The organism is Roseateles sp. NT4 (assembly GCF_051857475.1).
In the GTDB taxonomy this organism is placed as follows: domain Bacteria; phylum Pseudomonadota; class Gammaproteobacteria; order Burkholderiales; family Burkholderiaceae_C; genus Pelomonas.
In genome coordinates, this window is sequence record NZ_JBPZGZ010000008.1 from 50181 (window position 1) to 70652 (window position 20472).

At 68.7% G+C, this 20472-nt stretch carries 19 protein-coding genes; 7 read left to right on the plus strand and 12 right to left on the minus strand.

The window, feature by feature from the left end:
• Window positions 1-5 precede the first annotated feature (5 nt).
• Window positions 6-1868: a glycoside hydrolase family 2 protein gene (locus ACS5PN_RS30265; RefSeq protein ID WP_439467741.1), complete on the plus strand. Its 1863-nt coding sequence runs from the start codon at window positions 6-8 to the stop codon at window positions 1866-1868.
• A gap of 10 nt (window positions 1869-1878) precedes the next feature.
• On the opposite strand, the gene ACS5PN_RS30270 is transcribed toward ACS5PN_RS30265, so the two are convergent.
• The 4 genes from ACS5PN_RS30270 to ACS5PN_RS30285 form a co-directional block, all read right to left on the minus strand.
• On the minus strand, window positions 1879-2235 hold the full coding sequence (locus tag ACS5PN_RS30270; RefSeq protein ID WP_439467742.1) for a DUF2200 domain-containing protein: 357 nt from the start codon (window positions 2233-2235) through the stop codon (window positions 1879-1881).
• A gap of 20 nt (window positions 2236-2255) precedes the next feature.
• Window positions 2256-2828 carry a hypothetical protein gene (locus tag ACS5PN_RS30275; protein ID WP_439467743.1) on the minus strand — a complete coding sequence of 191 codons (573 nt, stop codon included), beginning with the start codon at window positions 2826-2828 and terminating at the stop codon, window positions 2256-2258.
• Window positions 2829-2874: 46 nt separating this feature from the next.
• Window positions 2875-4176 (minus strand): aspartate aminotransferase family protein, encoded by a 1302-nt coding sequence (locus tag ACS5PN_RS30280; protein WP_439467744.1) that lies wholly within the window; start codon window positions 4174-4176, stop codon window positions 2875-2877.
• Window positions 4177-4258: 82 nt separating this feature from the next.
• Window positions 4259-5116, minus strand: a complete 858-nt coding sequence (locus ACS5PN_RS30285; RefSeq protein ID WP_439467745.1) for a LysR family transcriptional regulator — start codon at window positions 5114-5116, stop codon at window positions 4259-4261.
• Window positions 5117-5238: 122 nt separating this feature from the next.
• Here ACS5PN_RS30285 and ACS5PN_RS30290 point away from each other — a divergent pair, with 122 nt between their 5' ends.
• Both ACS5PN_RS30290 and ACS5PN_RS30295 read left to right on the plus strand, forming a co-directional pair.
• Window positions 5239-5706 (plus strand): hypothetical protein, encoded by a 468-nt coding sequence (locus tag ACS5PN_RS30290; RefSeq protein ID WP_439467746.1) that lies wholly within the window; start codon window positions 5239-5241, stop codon window positions 5704-5706.
• Window positions 5707-5899: 193 nt separating this feature from the next.
• Window positions 5900-8494: a cellulase family glycosylhydrolase gene (locus tag ACS5PN_RS30295; protein WP_439467747.1), complete on the plus strand. Its 2595-nt coding sequence runs from the start codon at window positions 5900-5902 to the stop codon at window positions 8492-8494.
• Window positions 8495-9148: 654 nt separating this feature from the next.
• Here the strand turns inward: ACS5PN_RS30295 and ACS5PN_RS30300 are convergent.
• The 7 genes from ACS5PN_RS30300 to ACS5PN_RS30330 all read right to left on the minus strand — a co-directional run bounded on the left by ACS5PN_RS30300 (window position 9149) and on the right by ACS5PN_RS30330 (window position 16524).
• Entirely contained in the window at window positions 9149-10018 is an 870-nt protein-coding gene (locus tag ACS5PN_RS30300) for a TauD/TfdA dioxygenase family protein (RefSeq protein ID WP_439467748.1), read from the minus strand.
• Window positions 10015-11802 carry a family 2A encapsulin nanocompartment cargo protein cysteine desulfurase gene (locus ACS5PN_RS30305; RefSeq protein WP_439467749.1) on the minus strand — a complete coding sequence of 596 codons (1788 nt, stop codon included), beginning with the start codon at window positions 11800-11802 and terminating at the stop codon, window positions 10015-10017. The genes ACS5PN_RS30300 and ACS5PN_RS30305 overlap by 4 nt, the downstream gene beginning before the upstream one ends.
• Window positions 11777-12700, minus strand: coding sequence for a family 2A encapsulin nanocompartment shell protein (locus tag ACS5PN_RS30310; RefSeq protein ID WP_439467750.1), 924 nt, complete (start codon window positions 12698-12700; stop codon window positions 11777-11779). Before ACS5PN_RS30310 ends, ACS5PN_RS30305 begins: the two co-directional genes overlap by 26 nt.
• A gap of 39 nt (window positions 12701-12739) precedes the next feature.
• Entirely contained in the window at window positions 12740-13666 is a 927-nt protein-coding gene (gene epsC / locus ACS5PN_RS30315) for a serine O-acetyltransferase EpsC (protein ID WP_439467751.1), read from the minus strand.
• 167 nt (window positions 13667-13833) lie between these two features.
• The gene (locus tag ACS5PN_RS30320) at window positions 13834-14307 is read right to left on the minus strand and encodes a rhodanese-like domain-containing protein (RefSeq protein ID WP_439467752.1); all 474 of its coding nucleotides are present in this window, start codon (window positions 14305-14307) and stop codon (window positions 13834-13836) included.
• A 36-nt stretch (window positions 14308-14343) separates the two neighbouring features.
• Complete coding sequence (locus tag ACS5PN_RS30325) at window positions 14344-15354, minus strand: isopenicillin N synthase family dioxygenase (protein ID WP_439467753.1); 1011 nt, start codon at window positions 15352-15354, stop codon at window positions 14344-14346.
• A gap of 162 nt (window positions 15355-15516) precedes the next feature.
• Window positions 15517-16524: a DUF3500 domain-containing protein gene (locus tag ACS5PN_RS30330; protein WP_439467754.1), complete on the minus strand. Its 1008-nt coding sequence runs from the start codon at window positions 16522-16524 to the stop codon at window positions 15517-15519.
• 71 nt (window positions 16525-16595) lie between these two features.
• Between ACS5PN_RS30330 and ACS5PN_RS30335 the strand changes: the two genes are divergently transcribed.
• Window positions 16596-17075 (plus strand): VOC family protein, encoded by a 480-nt coding sequence (locus ACS5PN_RS30335; RefSeq protein ID WP_439467755.1) that lies wholly within the window; start codon window positions 16596-16598, stop codon window positions 17073-17075.
• 31 nt (window positions 17076-17106) lie between these two features.
• Window positions 17107-18255 (plus strand): serine hydrolase domain-containing protein, encoded by a 1149-nt coding sequence (locus ACS5PN_RS30340; RefSeq protein WP_439467756.1) that lies wholly within the window; start codon window positions 17107-17109, stop codon window positions 18253-18255.
• 8 nt (window positions 18256-18263) lie between these two features.
• On the opposite strand, the gene ACS5PN_RS30345 is transcribed toward ACS5PN_RS30340, so the two are convergent.
• Window positions 18264-19070 (minus strand): CDP-diacylglycerol diphosphatase, encoded by an 807-nt coding sequence (locus tag ACS5PN_RS30345; protein ID WP_439467757.1) that lies wholly within the window; start codon window positions 19068-19070, stop codon window positions 18264-18266.
• Between the two features lie 109 nt (window positions 19071-19179).
• Here ACS5PN_RS30345 and ACS5PN_RS30350 point away from each other — a divergent pair, with 109 nt between their 5' ends.
• Window positions 19180-19578, plus strand: coding sequence for a VOC family protein (locus ACS5PN_RS30350; protein ID WP_439467758.1), 399 nt, complete (start codon window positions 19180-19182; stop codon window positions 19576-19578).
• Between the two features lie 2 nt (window positions 19579-19580).
• A complete protein-coding gene (locus ACS5PN_RS30355) occupies window positions 19581-20447 on the plus strand; it encodes a sugar phosphate isomerase/epimerase family protein (RefSeq protein ID WP_439467759.1) in 867 nt (288 codons plus the stop codon).
• Window positions 20448-20472 lie beyond the last annotated feature (25 nt).

The following is a 20472-nucleotide window of genomic DNA, read 5'->3' on the forward strand; positions in this document are numbered from 1 at the left end:
CCCCAATGAAGACGATTCAAGCCCTGCTCGCCAGCGCCCTCCTCTGCATGGCATGGGTCGCGCACGCGGTAGCCCCCGCACCGCTGCTGGTCTCGGCCGACCTGCGACCTGGGCAGGATCTCTCCGGCCCCTGGCACTATTCCATCGACCCCTACCGCTCCGGCATGGCGGGCTTCCATGGCGAGACGCCCGATGCCGGGCAGCAGCGCTGGCGCGACGTCGACGTGCGCCAGGCCATGGCCAGCGACAACCGCGTGCTCTACGAGTTCGATCTGGCCCATTCACCGGTCACGACGCTGCCTTCGTCCTGGCTGACCCAGGCGCCGGAGCTGCGCCACTACCAGGGCCTGATCTGGTACCAGCGCACCTTCAAGGCGTCGGCCGCGCCACGCGCGGGCCGGCAGTTCCTGCGCTTCGGCGCGGCCAACTACAAGACCGTCGTCTACGTGAACGGCCAGGCCGTCGGGCGACACGAGGGTGGCTTCACGCCCTTCGCCTTCGAGGTGACGAAGCTGCTGCGCGACGGCGACAACCAGGTCACCGTGGGCGTCGATTCGCAGGCCACACCTGCGACCGTGCCGCCGCCCGTCACCGACTGGGAGAACTACGGCGGTGTCACGCGGCCGGTGCGGCTGATTTCCACGCCCGACACCTATGTCGACGATGCCTGGGTGCGCCTGACGCGCGACGGGCAGCTGGCCGTGGATGCGACGCTCAACGGCCCGCAGGCGGCCCAGCGCGCCGTGCGCCTGCGCATCCCCGAGCTGGGACTGGATCTGGCCGGCAGCACCGACGCGCAAGGCCGCTGGCGCGCCACCATCGCTGCGCCACGCACGCTGAGCCGCTGGTCGCCCGACACACCCAAGCTCTACGACGTGGCCATCGAAGCCGGCGAGGACCGCTGGCGCGACCGCATCGGCTTTCGCACCGTCGAGACCCGCGGCGCCGACATCCTCCTCAACGGCAAGCCCGTCTTCCTGCGCGGCATCTCCCTGCATGAGGAGGAGATCGGCCCCAACCCCACCCGCGACATCACACCCGAGGCGGCGCGCGCGCTGCTGGGCGAGATCAAGAACGGGCTGCACGGCAACTTCGTGCGCCTGGCCCACTATCCGCACTCCGAGGTGATGACGCGCACCGCCGACGAGCTGGGCCTGCTGGTCTGGAGCGAGGTGCCGGTCTACTGGATGGTGGCCTGGCCCAACCCGGACACCCTCGCCACCGCAGGCAACATGCTGGCCGAGAACATCCTGCGCGACCGCAACCGCGCGTCCATCGCCATCTGGAGCGTCGCCAACGAAACGCCGCTGAGCGACGCGCGCAACAGCTTCCTGCGCACGCTGGTGAGCGACGTGCGGGCGCTGGACGACACCCGCCTGGTCAGCGCCGCCCTGCTCGTCGAGCGCGACCGCAAGGCCAGCGTGCCCACCATGACGCTGGCCGACCCGCTCGCCGAGATGCTCGACATCGTCGCCATCAACACCTACAACGGCTGGTACTCGCAGGACCGGCTGGCCGACCTGCCGGCCAGCGTCTGGCACCTGCCTGCTGACAAGCCCCTGGTGTTCTCGGAGTTCGGTGCCGACGCCAAGGCCGGCTTCAGCGACACACGCCCTGCGCCGCGCAAGTTCTCCGAGGACTTCCAGGCCGAGTACTACCGCCAGACTCTGGCCATGGCCGACAAGCTGCCGACGCTGCGCGGCCTGTCGCCGTGGATCCTGAAGGACTTCCGCTCGCCGCGGCGGCAGAACCCCGACTTCCAGCAGGGCTGGAACCGCAAGGGCCTGATCTCGGAAACCGGGCAGCGCAAACAGGCCTTCGGCGTGCTCGCGGACGACTACGCGAAGCGGCAGGCCGCGGGACGCTAGGGCGCAGGCGTCATGAGGCGCGTCGCAGGATCTTCTCCATGGCCTTGCCCTTGGCCAGCTCGTCGATGAGCTTGTCCAGCCAGCGCAGCTTCTGCATCAGCGGGTCCTCGATGTCTTCGACGCGGATGCCGCAGACCACGCCCTTGATGAGGGCCGCGTCGGGGTTCAGCGCCGGCGCCTGGTTGAAGAAGGTCTCGAAATCCACGGCCTGATCGAGCTGGCGCTGCAGCCCGGTTGCGTCATAGCCGGTCAGCCACTCGATGATGCGGTCGACCTCTTCCTTGCTGCGCCCCTTGGCCTCGGCCTTGCGGATGTAGAGGGGATACACCTTGGCAAATGCGGTGCTGAAGATGCGGTGGCCGGCCATGGGTTCCTCCTGCTGCTCGACTATCTGCAGCCACCGACGACCTTGCGGATCTCCTGCACGAAACGCTCCGCGGCCTTGGCGCCCTGGTCGTCGCCGCGCTGGTGGCTGACGCGCAGCTTGACGTACTGGTTCTTCAGCCCGGTGAGATAGGTGTAGGACGTCAGCGCCGTGCCGTCCTCGAGTTCCATGTCATAGCCGCGCCAGAGGAACTGTGGGCCGCAGCCGGCGTAGGTCGTCGTCTGTGCGGCGCTGCCATGCAGGCTGATGCGCGCCTTGCCGGCCGCCTGCAGCTGCTGGACTTCCTGGATGACCTCGGCGAAATGCTGGCGCACGGCGGGCGCTTCGGCGCCGGTCGGAATGGTCTTGACGCCGCCGTTGTAGATGTAGACCGAGCCGCGCGCCAGGCCGCTGCGCTGGTAGCCGATGTTGACGCCCAGCTCCTTGCGCGGAAACTCCGTGCGGCCGGCAAAGGCCAGGCCAGCCACCTCGTCAGGAAAGTCGACGGCTATCGATGCTTCATGGGTGGCGGCGTTCGCCGACAGGGCCAGTACGGCAAGACCGGAGGCGAGGAAGCGCGGGAGGGCGATGGTCATGGGCGGCGGGCGGAGCAAGGGGCTTGAATGTAGCCCCGGCGCCGCGCTAGACCACCGCCTCGATCGCCCGCTTCAGCAGGGACAGGCCAAGGTCGATCTCTGCATCGCTGACGGTCAGTGGCGGAGCGATGCGGAACACGCCGCCCATCAGCGGCAGCTGCACGATATTCATGCTCAGGCCTTCAGCCATGCAGGCCCGCGTGATGGCCGCCCCCAGCTCGGGTGCCGCCTGCTTGCACGCCTGGCTCCTGACGATCTCCACGCCCAGCAGCAGGCCGCGGCCGCGCACGTCGCCGATGCAGTCGAACTCGCGCTGCAGGCTGCGCAGGCCGGCCTCCAGCCTGGCGCCCGCGACGCGCGCACGCTCCACCAGGCCGTCACGGGCCACGATGTCCAGCACCTTCAGACCAGCGGCAGCCGGCAGCGGGTCGGAGACATGGGTGGTGTAGAACAGGAAGCCGCGCTCATGGCAGCGCGACTCGATCTCGGCGGTGGTCAGCACGGCCGACAGCGGCAGGCCGGCCCCCAGGGTCTTGGACAGGGTCAGGATGTCGGGCGAGACGCCGTCGCGGTCGCAGGCGAACATCAGGCCCGTGCGGCCGACGCCCGTCTGCGCCTCGTCGAGGATGAGCAGCATCTCCCGCTCTGCGCACTTCTGCTTCAAGGCGCGCAGATAGCCCGGCGGCAGGTCGATGAGGCCCCCCGAGCTGAGGATGGGTTCAGCGATGAAGGCCGCGAGGTTGCCGCTGGACTGGCGGTCGATGAGGTCGAAGGCGTAGTCCAGTTCGGCCTGCCAGTCGTAGGCGCCATCACGCTCGAAGCGCGGCCGGTAGGGGTTGGGCGCGGGGATGGCAAAGGAGCCGACCGCCGCGGGACCGTAGCCCTTGCGGCCGGCGCAGTAGGTGGCTGACGCGGCCGCGCCCGTCATGCCGTGCCAGGACTGGGCGAAGCTGACGATCTCGTAGCGGCCGGTGTAGAGCTTGGCCATCTTGATGGCGGCCTCGTTGGCCTCGGCGCCGGTGCTCAGCAGCATGGAGCGCTCCAGGCCCGCGGGGGCCACCTCGGCCAGGCGGGTGGCCAGCTCCACCACGGGGCGGCTCAGCATGCCGCTGAAGAGATGGTCCAGGTTGCGGGCGTGCTCGGCCACGACGGCGGCGATCTCCGGGTGACCGTGGCCCAGCAGCGAGCTCATCTGCCCGGACGTGAAGTCGAGGATGGCGCGGCCGTCGGCGTCGTAAACGAAGCTGCCCTGGGCGCGCTCGATGATCAGCGGCTCGAAGCTGCCGCCGTAGCGGATCAGGTGCTGGCGGGCACGTTGCCAGAAGAGGGGATCGGCATTGCGGGACATCGCGGGCTCCAGGCTGAATGAATGCCCGCGAGCGTAGGAAGTGCGCGCCCGCTGGTGAAGCGAATTGTTTTGATATCAGCTATCAGGCGCCCGGCAAGGTCTTCCTGACGTGGGCGGCGAAAGCCGCGGCCAGGGCACCGGGCTGCTCGCGGTCGAAGGCCAGCGTGAGGCCGACATCGGGCAGAGGCGGCAGGCCGCTCTCCTCGCCCAGAATCTCCAGGTCATCCGGCACGGCGGTGCGCGTCAGCACCGTGACCGCCTGGCCCGAGCGGGCCATGCCGATCAGGCCCGACAGGCTGCTGCTGGCGTAGGCGATGCGAAAGCGCCGCCCGGTCGCCTCCAGCGCCCGGCGCGGCAGCACATGGTCCAGGGAATCCGGCGCGCCCAGGGCCAGGGGCAGCGGGTCCAGCATCGCTGCCGAGGCACCGCGTCGCGCGACCCAGACCAGGGGTTCGCGGCGGATCACGTCGGCCTCGTCGGCACCCGCTTGCACGGACACCAACGCCAGGTCTGCGGCATGGCGGGCCAACTGCTCCAGCAGCCGGGGCGTCGGCGCGCACACCACTTCCAGCTGCACCTGGGGATAGAGGCTGGCGAAACCCTGCAGCAGATGGGGCAGGAAGACGACGGCGTAGTCCTCGGGGCATCCCAGGCGCAGCAGGCCCGAGACCTGGGCGCCGCGCAGTTCCGCCAGCGCCTCATCATGCCGGCGCAGCAGCTCGCCCGCATGCACCAGCAGGCGCTCGCCGGCCGCCGTCAGCGTCACGCCGCGGCCGGTGCGGTAGAGCAGGGGCTGGCCAGCCACCTCCTCCAGGCGCTGCATCTGCATGCTCAGGGCCGACTGGGTCCGCCCCACGCGCGCTGCGGCCTTGCTGAGGCCGCCGGTCTCGGCGACGGCGACGAGGCTGCGCAGCAGGTCGATGTCCAGGGTTGCGGTCACTTGGGCTGGCCTGCCTTGGGGATTCGGGTCATGGTACAGGCCGCTTCGGGCATCCCCTCGTGCCGCCGCTCGACGGTCTCCCTAGGATTCGTCGCTTGCCCACGCCACCGCTGGAAGGTCCCATGCGCCGCATTCAAACCGTCATCCTGGCCGGCCTGGTCGCCGGTGCGCTGGACATCCTGGCCGCATTCGCGAGCTATGTGTCCCAGGGCGCCACCGTCGAGGGCATCCTGAAGTACATCGCCAGCGGCCTGCTGGGCGCTTCCGCCCTGCAGGGCGGTGCGGCCATGGTGGCGCTGGGACTGTTCTGCCATTTCGCCTTGACCACCGGCATGGCCACCGTCTATCTGGTAGCGGCGCAGAGGCTGCGCGCGCTGATCGCCCATCCCTGGCTCTGGGGCAGCGTCTATGGCGTGCTGACCTGGGTGGCCATGGTCTACGTCGTCGTGCCGCTGTCCGGCGTCACCGGCTGGAAGCTGCCCGAAGGATGGAGCATCGTCAGCGGTCTGCTGTCGCACATCTTCTATGTCGGCGTCCCCATTGCGCACATCACGCAGTGGGGCTTGCGCGGCTCCAACAGCACCCACTGAACGAAGACCCGTCACCACACGATCGAGCGCGCCCGAGTACGACCGATCGTGGAAACGATTCCATGCAAATCGCGCCGCGGGCCGCCGTAGCCGCCCGCCCCTGTTAAAGGTTACCCAGGCACGGTTGACAAGCATCTGCTCCGTCTTGGATACTGATTTGGAACCGGTTCCAATCAAATAACGGAGACAAGACGTGGCAAGAGAATGGTTCGTGGGCGGCGCGGCCGTCGACCTGGGCGTGTCTGCGCGCGGCGCATTGCTGAGCGGCGTGATGGGCGCGGCCCTTCTGGCCGGCTGCGGCGGCGGGTCGTCCGCTGCCTCACCGGCGCCCGCGCCGGCACCCGCTCCCGCCCCGGCACCAGCCCCCAGCGACAGCCTCACCCAGCTGAAGACCGACGGCACGAAATGGGTCGATGCCGGCGGCAAGCAGGTGCTGCTGAAGGGCACCAACCTCGGCAACTGGCTGGTGCAGGAGTTCTGGATGATGGGCCAGGGCGGCAATGGCGTGACCGACCAATGCACCCTCGAGGCCAAGCTGACCGAGCGCTTCGGCTACGACGAGAAGGAACGCCTGATCAAGCTCTACCGCGACAGCTGGATCACCAGCCGCGACTGGGACCAGCTCAAGGCCTTCGGCTTCAATGTCGTGCGCCTGCCCATCCTGTGGAGCGCCATCGAGGACGAGAAAAAGCCCAAGACCCTGCGCGCCGACGCCTGGAAATATCTGGACTGGAGCATCGCCGAGGCCAAGAAGCGCGGCATCTACGTCATCCTGGACCTGCACGGCGCTCCCGGCGGCCAGACGCCCAACGACCACACCGGCTGCGCCGGCCAGAACAAGTACTGGACCGACGCCGACGCCCAGGAGCGCACGCGCTGGCTGTGGCAGCAGATCGCCACCAAATACAAGGACGAGCCGGTGGTGGCGGCCTACGACCCGCTCAACGAACCCTGGGGCTCGACGGCCGAGGCCATGGTGACGCGCGTCGAGGACCTGTACAAGACCATCCGCGCCATCGACGCCAAGCACATCGTGCTGCTGCCCAGCCACTACGGCAGCATCGACGGCTATGGCAGCCCGACCGCCAAGGGCTTCACCAACGTCGCCTTCGAGATCCACCCCTACCCCGGCCTGTTCGGCGACCGCCCCGGCGACACGCCCTACATGGTCCACCGCGACTGGCTGCGCTGCGGCCCGACCGGCACCACGGGCGTCTGTGCCTACAACAAGCAGGTCAGCGACCTGAAGATCCCGCTGCTCGTCGGCGAGTTCCAGCCCTGGCAAGGCGCCGGCCTGGACCTGGGCGGCCAGATCGGCCGCGCCACCTACGACACCTATGCGAGCTACGGCTGGGCGTCGACGTCCTGGTCCTACAAGCTGGTCAGCCCGGCCGGCGGCTCGGGCAAGGGCACCTGGGGCATGGTGACCAATGCCGCCAACACCAACTTCGACACCGGCGTCGGCCTGGTGGCCAAGGCCAGCACCTGGGACTGCGCCGGCTGGGACGCCAGCTTCGCCAATGCCTGCGCGGTCAAGGCGCCCACCATCAAGGTCGGCGGCACCGGCCCCAAGACCTATTACTTCGTCATCAAGAGCGGCGCGTCGGGTGGCAGCAATCCTGACGTCAGCTTCGACAAGATCAGCATCACCAACACCGCCACCAATGCCGAGGTCATCACCAACGGCGGCTTCGGCTCCAACGCGGGTTGGACGACCCTGACCGTCAGCGGCAAGCTGGGCCTGGACTTCAACTACGCGGCCGCAGGCAAGACCCCGACCGGCAGCGAAGGCGGCGTGCTGCGCGTGACCCGGCCCGACGGCGTCACCGGCGAGATCAACGGCGGCGTCTACCAGGCCATCACGCTGCAGGGCGGCCAGACCTATGCGCTGAACGGCGTCTTCAAGGACAACGGCAGCGCCAACACCTGGGCCGAGATGTATCTGCTCGACAAGGAGCCGGTGCAGGGCAAGGACGTCATCGACATGAACGGCAAGGTCGACTTCACGGTCGCCACCGTCACCGAGATCGAGAACCTGTTCAAGTCCTACGCCACCCAGACCCTGGAGGTGCACTCCGGCCTGGCGCAGTGGATGACGAGCGCGGCCGCACCGGAAGTCTTCCAGCTGCCGGCCCGCCCGGCCAACCTGAAGCTGGCCGAAGGCGCAGGCGGCAACGCCCTCAGCTGGGACGCGAGCACGGATGCCAAGGTCACGGGCTACAACGTCTATCGTTCCACGGGCGCCGGTGGCAACTACACCAAGCTTGCCGACAAGGTCACGGCCAACAAGTACACGGACAGCACGGCGGTCAGCGGCACCACCTACTTCTACGCCGTCACTTCACTGACCGCCGTCAACGAGAGCTACTACAGCGACGCCGCCAGCACGGTCATCCAGGCCGTCCCGGTGCCTGCGACGCTGCAGGCCGAGGCCTTCACGGCCATGAGCGGCGTCGAGCTGGAGAACTGCAGCGACACCGGCGGCGGCCAGGACGTCGGCCACTTCGATGCAGACGACTACATCGAGTTCAAGATCAGCGTCGCGACCGCCGGTAGCTTCACCCTCGACCTCCGCCTGGCCACGGCCAACGGCAGCACGGGCTTCGAAGTCTGGGTGGATGGCGCCAAGGCGGTGGACGTGATGGCAGTGCCCAACACCGGCGGCTGGCAGACCTGGATCACCAAGACCAGCGCGCCCTTCGCCATGACGGCGGGCAACCACACGCTGCGGCTGAAGTCCGTTGGCAAGGAGTGGAATATCAATTGGCTGAAGGTGAGTGCACAGTAGGCCGGAGGGCAACGCGGCGCGTTGTTGGTTGCGTTTGCGTAGCGCGCGTCTGCCCGGTGCATTGCCGGGAGTCCGTCCCGGCGGCCGGGTAACTTTCTTCTGCGGGGCCAGAAGAAAGTCACCAAAGAAGAGGCCCTGAACCGCACACCAGCACCACGACGCCATGAACGGCGCGCGAAAACATCCGCCGGTATTGCGGGAAGACGCGACCCGCTTCGCTCTCGCTGCTGTCCCTATGAGCAGCACCAAAGATCGGAGCACCAGGCCGCTGAACGCGCGGCTGCACGCCGGGCTCACCAGAAAACCCAAAGACAGCGTCGCTCGGGCGACGCGACGAGCATCACCGTTCGGTACGTCGCCCCAGCGACGCGGTATTCCCTGATGAGCCCGGCGTGCAGCCGGCGTTAACGGGCGTGAAGTGGCGATTAGTGATGCACGTCATAGGGACAGCAGCGAGAGCGCAGCGGGTCGCGTGTAGGCGCGGCCCAGTCCGAGCATCGCGAGCGCATGCCGCCACTCGAGTGCGGATTGCATTCAGCGCTCCTCTTTTGGTGACTTTTCTCTGGCGCGTCAGAGAAAAGTTACCCGCCATCGCGGGGCGGATTCCCGCGGCACTGCATCGAGTCGAAAGGACAAGCGCAAAAGCATCCACAGTCAAAAAGGCTGATCGCCCTGCACCGTCGTTCGATGCAGCCTCCGCCGCAGGTGGTCAGGGCACCCAGCCGCCAAATGCATCACCGACCGGTTGTCCCAAAACACCATGTCGTGCGGCTGCCAGCGATGCCGGTACTGCAACTCCGGCAGCGTGGCATAGCGGAACAACTCCTCCAGCAACGCGCGGCTCTCGCTATCAGGCAAGCCCACGATGCGCGTCGTGAAGTGCTCGCTGACGAACAACCCGAGCTGCCCCGTCTCCGGATGGGTGCGCACCACCGGCTGCACGGCCGGCTTGACCTGGGCCACCTGCTCGTCGCTGAGCTTGGGGCGCCAGGGGCTGCGCTCGCGCAGTTCCTCGTACTTGGCCAGGTAGGAATGCTCGGCCTTCAGGCCCCGCACCCGCGCCTGCAGCTCAGGCGGCAACGCATCCCAAGCCGCATGCTGGTCGGCGAACAGCGTGTCGCCGCCCTCGCTCGGCAGCTCCTGGGCCAGCAGCAGCGAGCCCAGGCTGGGCTTTTCCTTGTACGACAGGTCGGAATGCCAGAAATGGCCGGCATCGCCGAGGCCGACCGGCTGGCCGTTCTCGACGATGTTGGAGACGATGAGGATCTCCGGGTGGCCCTTGAGGTGGAACTGGTGCAGCACATGGATCTCCAGCGCGCCGAAGCGGCGGCTGAAGGCGATCTGCTGCTCCGGCGTGATGCGCTGGTCGCGGAAGACCAGCACATGGTGGTCCAGGTGGGCGCGATGGATGCGGCGAAAGTCCGCTTCATCCAGCGGCTGATTCAGATCCAGCCCAACCACCTCGGCGGCAAAGCTGCCGGGCAGCGGGCGGATCTCCACGCGGGTGACGGTCTCGATGCTCATGCTCTGGCCAGGCGGCGCACGACCGACACGAAATGGTCGATCTCGTCGCAGGTGTTGTAGAACGCGAATGATGGCCGAACGGTGGCCTCCACGCCAAACCGGCGCAGGATGGGCTGGGCGCAGTGATGGCCGGAGCGCACCGCAATGCCCTCCTCCGCCAGCGCCTTGCCCACCGCCGCCGTCTCGTGACCAGCCAGCACGAAGCTCAGCACGCTGGCCTTGTCGGCCGCCGTGCCGATGAGGCGCAGGCCCGGGATGGGGCGGATGGCCTCGGTGGCGTAGGCCAGCAGGTCGTGCTCGTAGCGGGCTATTGTGTTCAGGCCCACGCGCGACACATAGTCCAGCGCGGCGCCCAGCCCCGCGGCATCGGCGATGTTGCCGGTGCCGGCCTCGAACTTCGCCGGTGCCGGCTGGAACACGGTGCGCTCGAAAGTCACGTCAGCAATCATGTTGCCGCCGCCCTGCCAGGGCGGGATGGCGTCCAGCACTTCCTTGCGACCGACGACGGCGCCGATGCCGGTGGGCCCGAAGATCTTGTGGCCGCTGAAGATGAAGAAGTCGCAGCCGATGGCCTGCACGTCCACGGCCAGATGCGATACCGACTGCGCGCCGTCCACCAGCGTCGTCACACCCTGGCGCTGCGCGATGCCGACCAGCTCCTGCACCGGCACCACTGTGCCGAGGGCATTGCTGACCTGGGTGACGGCGAGCAGCTTGGCGCGCGGGCTGCCGAGCAGCTTCTGCGCTTCGGACAGGATCACCTGGCCGCTGTCGTCCACCGGAATCACACGCAGATGCGCGCCCTTGCGGGCAGCGAGCTGCTGCCAGGGCACGATGTTGGCGTGATGCTCCAGGTGGGAGACGACGATCTCGTCACCGGCGCCGACGTTCTGCTCACCCCAGGTGTTGGCCACCAGGTTGATGGCCTCGGTGGCGCCGCGCACGAAGATGACCTCGTCGGCCGAGCGCGCATTGACGAACTTCGCCACCGTCTTGCGAGCACCTTCGTAGGCATCCGTCGCGCGCGCGGCCAGCGTATGGGCGGCGCGGTGGATGTTGCTGTTCTCGTGCTCGTAGAAATGGCTCAATCGGTCGATGACGGCCTGGGGCTTCTGCGTCGTGGCGGCGTTGTCGAACCACACCAGCTGCTTGCCGTTGACGCGCTCCGCCAGGATGGGGAAGTCGCGCCGGATGGCGTTCACGTCGAATGGCACGCGCTGGCTCTGAAGCTGGTGCTTGTTGGGCACCTCGCCGGCGTGATGGCCATTCACGCCGGGGTGGCGCTGCAGGTCCAGCACATACAGCGACGACTGCGCCGCCGGCTCGACGAAGTAGTAGCCCGAGGGCACAGCTTCGCGCTGCGGCGGCGCGATCTGCTGCGGCACCCCCAGCAGCTGGCTGCCGGCGCGGCCGTCGATGCCGGGCACGCTGGTCAGCAGCACATCGGGCACGCCATTGCCGGCCTGCGCATGCGGCGCACGGGCGGGCGACGGGCGCAGCAATGCGGCGACGTGGTCCGGGCCGGTGGGCGCGAGGTTCAACCCCGGCGCCGCAGCGCCAAAGCCGCCGAACTGCGTGGTGGTGGCCTGCGGCAACGGACCGCTGGGCAAGCCGGGCGGCAACGGGTTGGCCGGCACATTGAGGCCGCCAGCCGACTGCACCGGCTGCGCCGAAGGCAGCGAGCCGGCATTGAGGCTGCCGAACAGCTCGTTGGCCAGCCGACCCAGCGCTGCAACGTCGAAAGGGCTCTCGACCACGTCAGCGGTAGGTGTCAGGGTACTCATGGTACTTGCCCACTTCCACGTCTTCGAGCACGGCCAGCGCATCGTCGCTGTGCACCGCCAGCGAGCAATACAGGCTGATCAGGTAGGAGGCGATCGCGTTGCGGTTGATGCCCATGAAGCGCACCGACAGGCCCGGGCCCTGCTCGCCAGGCAGGCCCGGCTGGTAGAGGCCCACCACGCCCTGGCGCTTGTCGCCCACGCGCAGCAGGATGATGCTGGTCTTGCCGTCGTTGACCGGCACCTTGTCGCTGGGGATCAGCGGGATGCCGCGCCAGGTCAGGAACTGGCTGCCGAACAGGCTGATGGTGGGCGGCGGCACACCGCGGCGCGTGCACTCGCGGCCGAAGGCGGCAATGCCCAGCGGATGGGTCAGGAAGAAGGCCGGCTCCTTCCAGACCTTGCTCAGCAGGTCGTCCAGGTCATCGGGCGTCGGCGCGCCGGTGAGGGTCGAGATGCGCTGCTCGTCGGCGACATTGGCCAGCAGGCCGTAGTCGGGGTTGTTGATCAGCTCGGATTCCTGCCGCTCCTTGATCGTCTCGATGACGATGCGCAGTTGCTCCTTGATCTGGTCGTGCGGGCTGCTGTAGAGGTCGGACACGCGGGTGTGCACGTCCAGCACGGTGGCCACCGCATTCAGGAAGTACTCGCGCGGGGCGGCGTCGTAGTCGGCGAAGGTGACGGGCAGCTCGGCCTCGTCGCGCTTGGCGCAGGCGACCTTGACGGCCTCGGGGTCGGCCACCTTGTTGAGGCGGTAGATGCCGGCTTCGACCGGGATCCATTGCAGCAGATGCGTCAGCCAGCGCGGCGTGATGGTGGAGAGCTGCGGGACGGTCTTGGTCGCGTTCGCAAGCTGCCGCGCGGCGGTATCGCTGAGCGCGAGTTGGGGAGAGTCAGCCATGGGGAAAGGGCTCCTGGGGGCGTGGGTGGGGTGAAGAGATCAGGCGGTGAAGGCCTGGAAGGCTGAGTTCGGGTCGGCCTGCGAGGCGGCCTGGGAGATGCGGCTTTCCGGCGGCAGGCTGCGGGTCAGCCAGACGTTGCCGCCGATGACCGAGCCGCGGCCGATGGTGATGCGGCCCAGCACGGTGGCCCCGGCGTAGATGACGACGTCGTCCTCCACGATGGGGTGGCGTGGCTGGCCCTTGTGGGCATGGCCCGCCTCGTCGGTGGGAATGCTCTTGGCGCCCAGCGTGACGTTCTGGTAGATGCGCACCCGCTGGCCCAGCACCGCCGTCTCGCCGATGACGACGCCGGTGCCGTGATCGATGAAGCAACCTGCGCCTATGGTGGCGCCGGGATGGATGTCGATGCCGGTCTGGGCATGGGCCAGCTCCGAGATGACCCGTGCGATCAGCGGCAGTTGCAGCCGGTAGAGCTCATGCGCCAGACGGTGGCTGATCAACGCATGCAGGCCCGGGTAGCAGAGCAGCACCTCGTCGACGCTGCGCGCGGCGGGGTCGCCCTGGAAGGCGGCGATGACGTCGCTGTCCAGCAGCTCGCGCACGGCGGGCAGGCGGGCGGCGAAGCTCGCCACGCGCTCGGCCGCTTCGTTGAAGGGCGGTGCTTCCGTGCCGCGCAGCCGCGCGTCATGGCCCAGTTCCAGCGCCACCTGCTGGCGCAGCCGCGACAAGGCCGCGCCCAAGGTGTGACCGACGTAATAGTCCTCGCCCTCGGGCTGCAGGTCGGGCGGGCCCAGGCGCATCGGGAACAAGGCACCGGCCAGTTGCTGCACAACCACGGCGAGCAGCTCACGCGACGGCAGCTCGCGGCCGCCAGCGTCCCAGCGCCGGTGCTCCTCGCGCCAACGCCGGCGGGCGCCGCGCAGGGCCGAGACGATGCCCGAGAGGTCGTCGATCACGTCGGTCATGTCATTGCTTCCCGGCTTTGCGGGCCGAGTGCCGGGCCGCTCCCAAGCCGGCCCGCGTAGGGCGATGTGCTTGCCGGTCGATCCGGCAAGCATCGCCGTCCCCGCGGGGGACCGACCGGGCTTGCCCGCGTTCAGCCGGGCGAGACTGGGCGAGGGGCAGCATCATTTCAGTCCTGCACCCACGGCAGGCTGTGAAAGCGCCAGCCATTGAAATGGCCGCGCTGCTGCTGGTCGTCGCTGTCGCCTTCGAAGCCTTCCTGCACATTGAAGACGTTCGTCAGACCCGCCTTGGTGGCGGCCTCGGCGGCCAGCGCCGAGCGCTTGCCGCTGCGGCACAAGAGCAGCACCGGCAGCTCGTTGCCCGACTTGGCACCGACCTTGGCGTCCAGCTCCTTGGCGAAGCGCGGATTCCGGTTCAGCGAGGTGCCGGTGGCCCAGGCCACATGCAGGCTGCCCGGCACATGGCCGACGAAATGGCGCTCCTCGGTGCTGCGCACGTCGACGAGGACGGCCCGGCCCGCCTGGACCAGGGCCCAGGCGTCACGCGGCGCGACGCTACCTGCGAAGGGCAGCGCAGCGGCCTGGGCGGCCTCGCGGGCGCGGGCCAGGACTTCGGGTTCTTCAACGGCAAGGGTGCTCATGTCGGCTCTCATGCGAAAACCGAGCAAGGCTAGGGTTCAGCGCTTCATCGGCAAACGAAGCAAAACGCGAACGGTTATGAGATTTGCAAACAAGGCTTCAGGGCAGCACCGCCGCGCCCAGTTCGGGAAAGACCTTGCCGACCTTGCGCAGCAGATAGTCCCCATAAGTGCCGCTGAACTCGTGCACGCTGGCGCCATCCCAGCGCGTGGCGCGGTCATCGGGCGCGGCGGGCAGGCCTTCGATGGCTGCGGGCGTGGAGAAGAAATTGGGGTCGAAGAACAGCGGCACCGAGATGCGGTCGCGGCCCCCAGCATGTCGCCCAGATTGCAGACGAAGGTGCCCGGCAGCGGCGGCGCATCGACCCAACCCTGCGGCGTGTGCACCTCCAGGCCGCCCGTGTCATCCTGGTAGAGCAGGGTCAGGAGGCCGTAGTCGGTGTGCTCGCCCACGCCCCAGCCGGCAGCGTTGGGCGCAGGGCGGCTCGGGTAGTTGAAGAGGCGCAGCAGCAGCAGCGGGTCGCGGGTGTAGCGCTGCTCGAAGTAGTCGGCCGGCTGGCCCAGGCTCAGCGCGATGCCGCGCAGCACCGTGGCGCAGACGGCCGCGCCGGCGTCCAGATAAGCCAGCACCGTCTCGCGCAGTCCAGGTGTGTCGGGCCACAGGTTGGGGCCGTGCAGTGGCGTGCCGGCCTGCACCAGCGGGTGGTCGGGGGGCAGTTCGCTGCCCAGATACAGACCTTCCTTCCAGTCCGGCCGGCCCGACGTCAGCTCGCCGCCGGCACGGAAGTAGCCGCGCCAGGCCCGCCCGCCGGCGCTCATGGGCCAGCGCAGCTTGTCGCTTTCGGCCCGGGCGAAGAAGGCGCGTGCCAAGGCCTCCAGGCGGGCCGTGAGCTCGGCCGGCAGGCCGTGGCCGGTCACATAGAAGAAGCCATGGGCCAGGCAGGCGCGGCGGATCTCGGCGACACAGTGCTGCAGCGCCGCTTCGCCGGCCGACGAATCCCGCAAGGGAGTGAGATCGATGACGGGCAGGCGGTCAGGGGAGGACGGCATGGCGAGTCAGAAAAAAGCCCTTCGACCGGCAGGCCGGCTGAAGGGCTGAATCCACCCATGCGGGAGGAGGAGACCAACGAGGAGCCATGACCTTACCGCTCGCGCCACGCGCTTTCCAATCAAGTTTGCAACTGAAGTCATAACGAAATCGCTGCTGAGGTTTCAGCGGCCGTGGTCTCCCGCCTTGCGGTAGTGCTCGGCCAGCACATCGCGGCCGAAGTCGCCATCGAAATCGCGCCAGACCGAATGGACATGGTTGCCGCCCGAGTTGTCGAACTCGATGAGGAAGGCAGCGCCCTGGATGCGGAAGTAGAAGGGCTGGCCCGGCTGCGTCGAGCCGGCCCAGCCCATGCGGATACCGTCCAGCGGCGCCCTGCGCACCCGCTCCAGGCGGGCCTGGGCGAGATCCGGCTGCAGATGGTCCGCAAACGCGGCGATCAACTTCAGCACCTGGGCCTGCTGGCCGGCCTCCATGTCGGCAAACGGCAGCCCCACCGCGTCCAGCGGCTTGGCGCGCGGCGCGTTGCCGCTGACGATGTCGCCGAAGCTGCGGCTGCTGAAGACGGCGCTTGATCGCTGTGCCGGCGTCAGGCTGGCCAGCCATTGGCGGGCCAGGTCCTCCTCGTGGCCCAGCAGCCGGAAACCCCGCTTGGGCTCGGTCGCCGGGTTGGCGCCGAAGAACTGCGGCAGCGTGGCCACATAGCGCTCGCCGGCCAGGCTGAAATGCAGGGACAGATGATGGCCCTCGATGCGCCAACCCCAGGCCGCGGCGCCAGGCTCGCCGTAGAGGGCGATGGCGTAGTTCTCGGGATCGCGAAAGCTGCTGCCCGAGCCCTCCAGCTGGCGCAGCGCGATCTCCAGCGCCATCAGCGCCCTCACCTTGTCCAGCCCCGACTCGTTGAGCGCCGTGCGCAGCAGTGCCGTCGTCGCCTCGCGCTGGATGGTGGACATGGATTTCCAGGCGATGCCATCGCGGCGGCGCGGTGTGTAGTGCCAGTCGCTGCGTGCGGGATCGGTGAAGGGCTGCAGCAGCTCGTGGCGCTGAGCGGCAGGTGTGGCCTGCAGCAGCTGCCTGGCAGCCCCGACGGGCGATGGCGGCTGTGCGTGCAGCGGCGATGCCGAGAAGGCGGCGAGGGTGGGGGCCAGCAGCAGGAGAAGGCGGCGCTTCATGCTGCCAACATAACGTAACCACCCCGTCGTCGACCAGGGGTCAAGATGCAACTCACGCACAAGGAGCCCCCATGACCGCCAAGAACACCATCTGCCTCTGGTTCGACAAGGAAGCCGTGGACGCCGCGCGCTTCTATGCCGAGACCTTCCCCGACAGCAGCATCGGCGCCATCCACCACGCGCCCGGCGACTATCCCGACGGCAAGCAGGGCGACGTGCTGACCGTCGAGTTCACCGTCTTCGGCATCCCTTGCATCGGCCTGAACGGCGGCCCCGTCTTCAAGCACAGCGAGGCCTTCTCCTTCCAGATCGCCACCGACACCCAGGAAGAGACCGACCGCCTGTGGAACGCCATCGTCGGCAACGGCGGCCAGGAGAGTGAATGCGGCTGGTGCAAGGACCGCTGGGGCCTGTCCTGGCAGATCACGCCGCGCGCCCTGACCGACGCCTTCACCGACCCCGACCCGGCGGCCGCCAAGCGGGCCTTCGAGGCCATGATGACGATGAAGAAGATCGACATCGCCAGGATCGAGGCCGCGCGGCGCGGTTGAAGGGCACCGGCGGGGCTTCAGAATCCCGCTCATGAGATCCACCCTCGCTGCCGGGGCGCTGCTGGCCGGCCTGCTGTCCGGCTGCGCCCATCCCCCGGGCCTCGCGCCCCAGCCTCTCGCCGAGGCCGACGCCGCCGTCGAGCGCTTCATCGCCCAGGGCCAGTTGCCCGGCGCTGCCGTCTGGATCGAGCGCGTTGGCCACGGCAGCCACCACCGCGCCTACGGTCAGCGCGCCGTTGATCCGCAGCCCGAGCCGCTGGATGAGACCACCGTCTTCGACGCCGCCTCGCTGACCAAGCCCGTCGTCACCGCCACCCTGGTGCAGCTGCTGCGCGAGCGCGGCCAGCTCGACGTCGAGGCGCCGTTGCAGCGCTATCTGCCGGGTTGCGGTGGCGAGGCCAAGGCAGCCATCACGCTGCGCCAGTTGCTGACGCACAGCTCCGGCCTGCCATCGGGACTGCCGCGCAACGGCGCCGGCGACTGGGCCGGCAAGGACGACGCGCTGCGCATCGCCTGCGAGCTGACGCTGGCCGCTTTGCCGGGCACGCAATTCCGCTACTCCGACGTCAACTTCATCCTGCTCGGCCTCATCGTCGAACGCGTCGCCGGCCTGCCGCTGGAGCAGTTCGCCGACCAGTCGCTGTTCCAGCCTCTGAGCATGAAGGACAGCGGCTATCTGCCGCTGCGCCGCATGAGCGCCGCCCGCATCGCGCCGACGGAAAGGATGGCCGACGGCCAGGTGCTGCGCGGCGAGGTGCACGACCCGACGGCGCGCAAGATGGGCGGCGTCGCCGGCCATGCCGGTCTGTTCACGACGACGGCCGACCTGGCCCGCTTCGCCCGCATGCTGCTGGCCGGCGGCGTCGCCGCGGATGGCCGGCGCCTGCTGTCGGCTGAAAGCGTGGCCCTGCTGACCACGCCGCAGTCACCGCCGGACATCGCCGAGAAGCGCAGCCTGGGCTGGGACATCGCCTCGCCCTATGCCCGGCCGCGCGGCAGTCTCTACCCGCCCACCAGCTTCGGCCACACCGGCTTCACCGGTTGCGCCTTCTGGCTGGACCCGGGCAGCCACAGCTTCTTCGTGCTGCTGTCCAACCGCGTGCATCCAACAGCGGGCACCAACGTGCTGCCGATGTATGGCGAGCTGGGCACGCTGGCGGCGCGCGCGGCCGGCCTGTAGGCGGGGCTTCAGTCGATGTCGCGCGACGGCAGTTGGGCCGCGGCGCCCGACTGGGTCTTGCCGTCCAGCACGCCGCAGTCGTGGTCCTGCACATCGTGCTCGGCCGAGCCGCTGGTGCGGTCGCTGCCGTCCCAGCGCGTCGCCATCAGCGCAAAGCCCGGCTTGCCATCCTTGAAGACCATGCCGACGACACTGATGCCCACGAGGCTCATGTCGGCGGCGGCGCCCGGCACCTGGGCCACCACCTCGGCGACCGGATTGATGCCGTCCAGCGTCTCGGCGTCCACCCGCCGCACCGACCAGGTGTGGCCCAGCCAGCCGCCCTGCAGCGGTGCCCAGCTCGTCGAAAGGTCGACCTGCGCCAGGCGAGCGCGCAGCTCGGGCCGCACGCAGGAGATGTGGATGTGCAACTGGTCCTGGCTGCGCCGCGGGATGGGGTTGAGGGCCAGCGAGACCGTGTCGCGCGGCAGGGGTTGGCCGTGCAGCCTGTCCAGCAGGTCCCGCGACTGCCAGGCCAGCGCGAAGAAGTTGGGCGTGTCGGCGTTCAGCAGCAACGGGCTCTCGATGCCGGGGATGCGCGCCGTGGGCAACAGCAGGTACTGCAGCACACCGCGGCGATCCTTGATCAGCGCCCAGCCGTGGTCGCGGTCCCCCGGCAGCTCGACCCGGGCACAGGGCGCCGGCATCTTCCCCGCACCGACTGCCGGCACACAGGTCGTGTCGGTGATTCTCCAGAGGGCATCCCGGTCGGCCAGGGCCGGGCTGGACGCGGCGGCAAGCAGGGACAGGGCGGCGGCAAAAAAGGTCGTGCGCATCGTCATGCAGGGAAATTTGACTGAATAGTACAGATCGCCACCGCCGAGGCGAAGTCGCCGCTGTCGCCGCCTAGACTGCCGGCACCCTCCAAGCAAGCAAGGACGAGCCGTGTTCAATCACATCATGCTGGGCAGCAACGACCTCGAAAGGTCGCAACGTTTCTACGACGCCGTGCTCGGCGTCCTGGGTGCCGGCGAGCCCTTGCGCAATACCGCGGCCTCGGGCCACACCCGCCTCTTCTACCGCCACAACGGCAGCACCCTGGCCATCAGCGAACCCATCAACGACGAGCCGGCCAGCTTCGCCAACGGCGGCACCGTCGCCTTCAAATGCGACTCGCCGGAGCGGGTGAAGCAGTTCCACGACGTGGCGGTGGCCCATGGCGGCACCTCCATCGAAGAACCACCGGGGCTGCGCGAGCACAGCCTCGGCAACTTCCACCTCGCCTATGTGCGCGACCCCGACGGCAACAAGCTCTGCGCCATCTACCGCGTGCCGGCGGCATGAGCATGGACAGGCGACTCGTCCTGAAGGGGCTGCTGGCGGCCGGCACGCTGCCCGCCTGGGCGGCCGACACGCCACGCGTTGCCAATCCGGGCGTGCAGCTCTACACCGTTCGTGACGAGCTCAAGCGCGACTTCCGCGGCACGCTGAAGCGCGTCGCCGAGCTCGGCTACCGCGAGGTGGAGTTCGCCGGCTATTTCAACGAAACGCCGCGCGGCATCCGCGCCCTGCTCGACGAGCTCGGCCTGGCCTCGCCTTCGGCCCACGTCGACGACCGCCTGTTCGGGCCGGATGCACAGGGCATCATCGACGCGGCCCTGGCCGTCGGCCACCGCTATCTGGTCTTTCCCTGGGTCGACGAGAAGCAGTGGCGCGACCTCGAGGGCTGGAAGCGCCGTGTCGACAGCTTCAACCGTGCCGGCGAGCTGTGCCGCCGCGCCGGCCTGCAGTTCTGCTATCACAACCATCACTTCGAGTTCGCCAGGCTGCAGGGACAGCGGCCCTACGACCTCCTGCTGGACCGCTGCGATGCCCAGCTGGTGCGGATGGAGCTGGACCTCTGCTGGGCCGTGGCAGCGAGGCAGGACCCGCTGGCCCTGCTGAAGGCCCATCCGGGGCGCTTCCCGCTCGTGCACCTCAAGCAGCTCAAGGCCCTGCCGCCTCTGCAGGGCGACGATGTGCTGAGCCTGAAGATGGAAGACGCCTTTGCCCAGATGACCGAGGTCGGCTCCGGTGCAGTGGACTTTGCCGGCCTGCTCGCCGATCCGGCCAGCCGCGGCATCCGCCACTTCTTCGTCGAACATGACCAGCCGAAGCAGGCGCTGGACAGCATCGCGACCAGCCTGCGCTGGCTGCGCACGCTGAAGGCCTGACGGCGCCAACACAGCCCGCACTAGC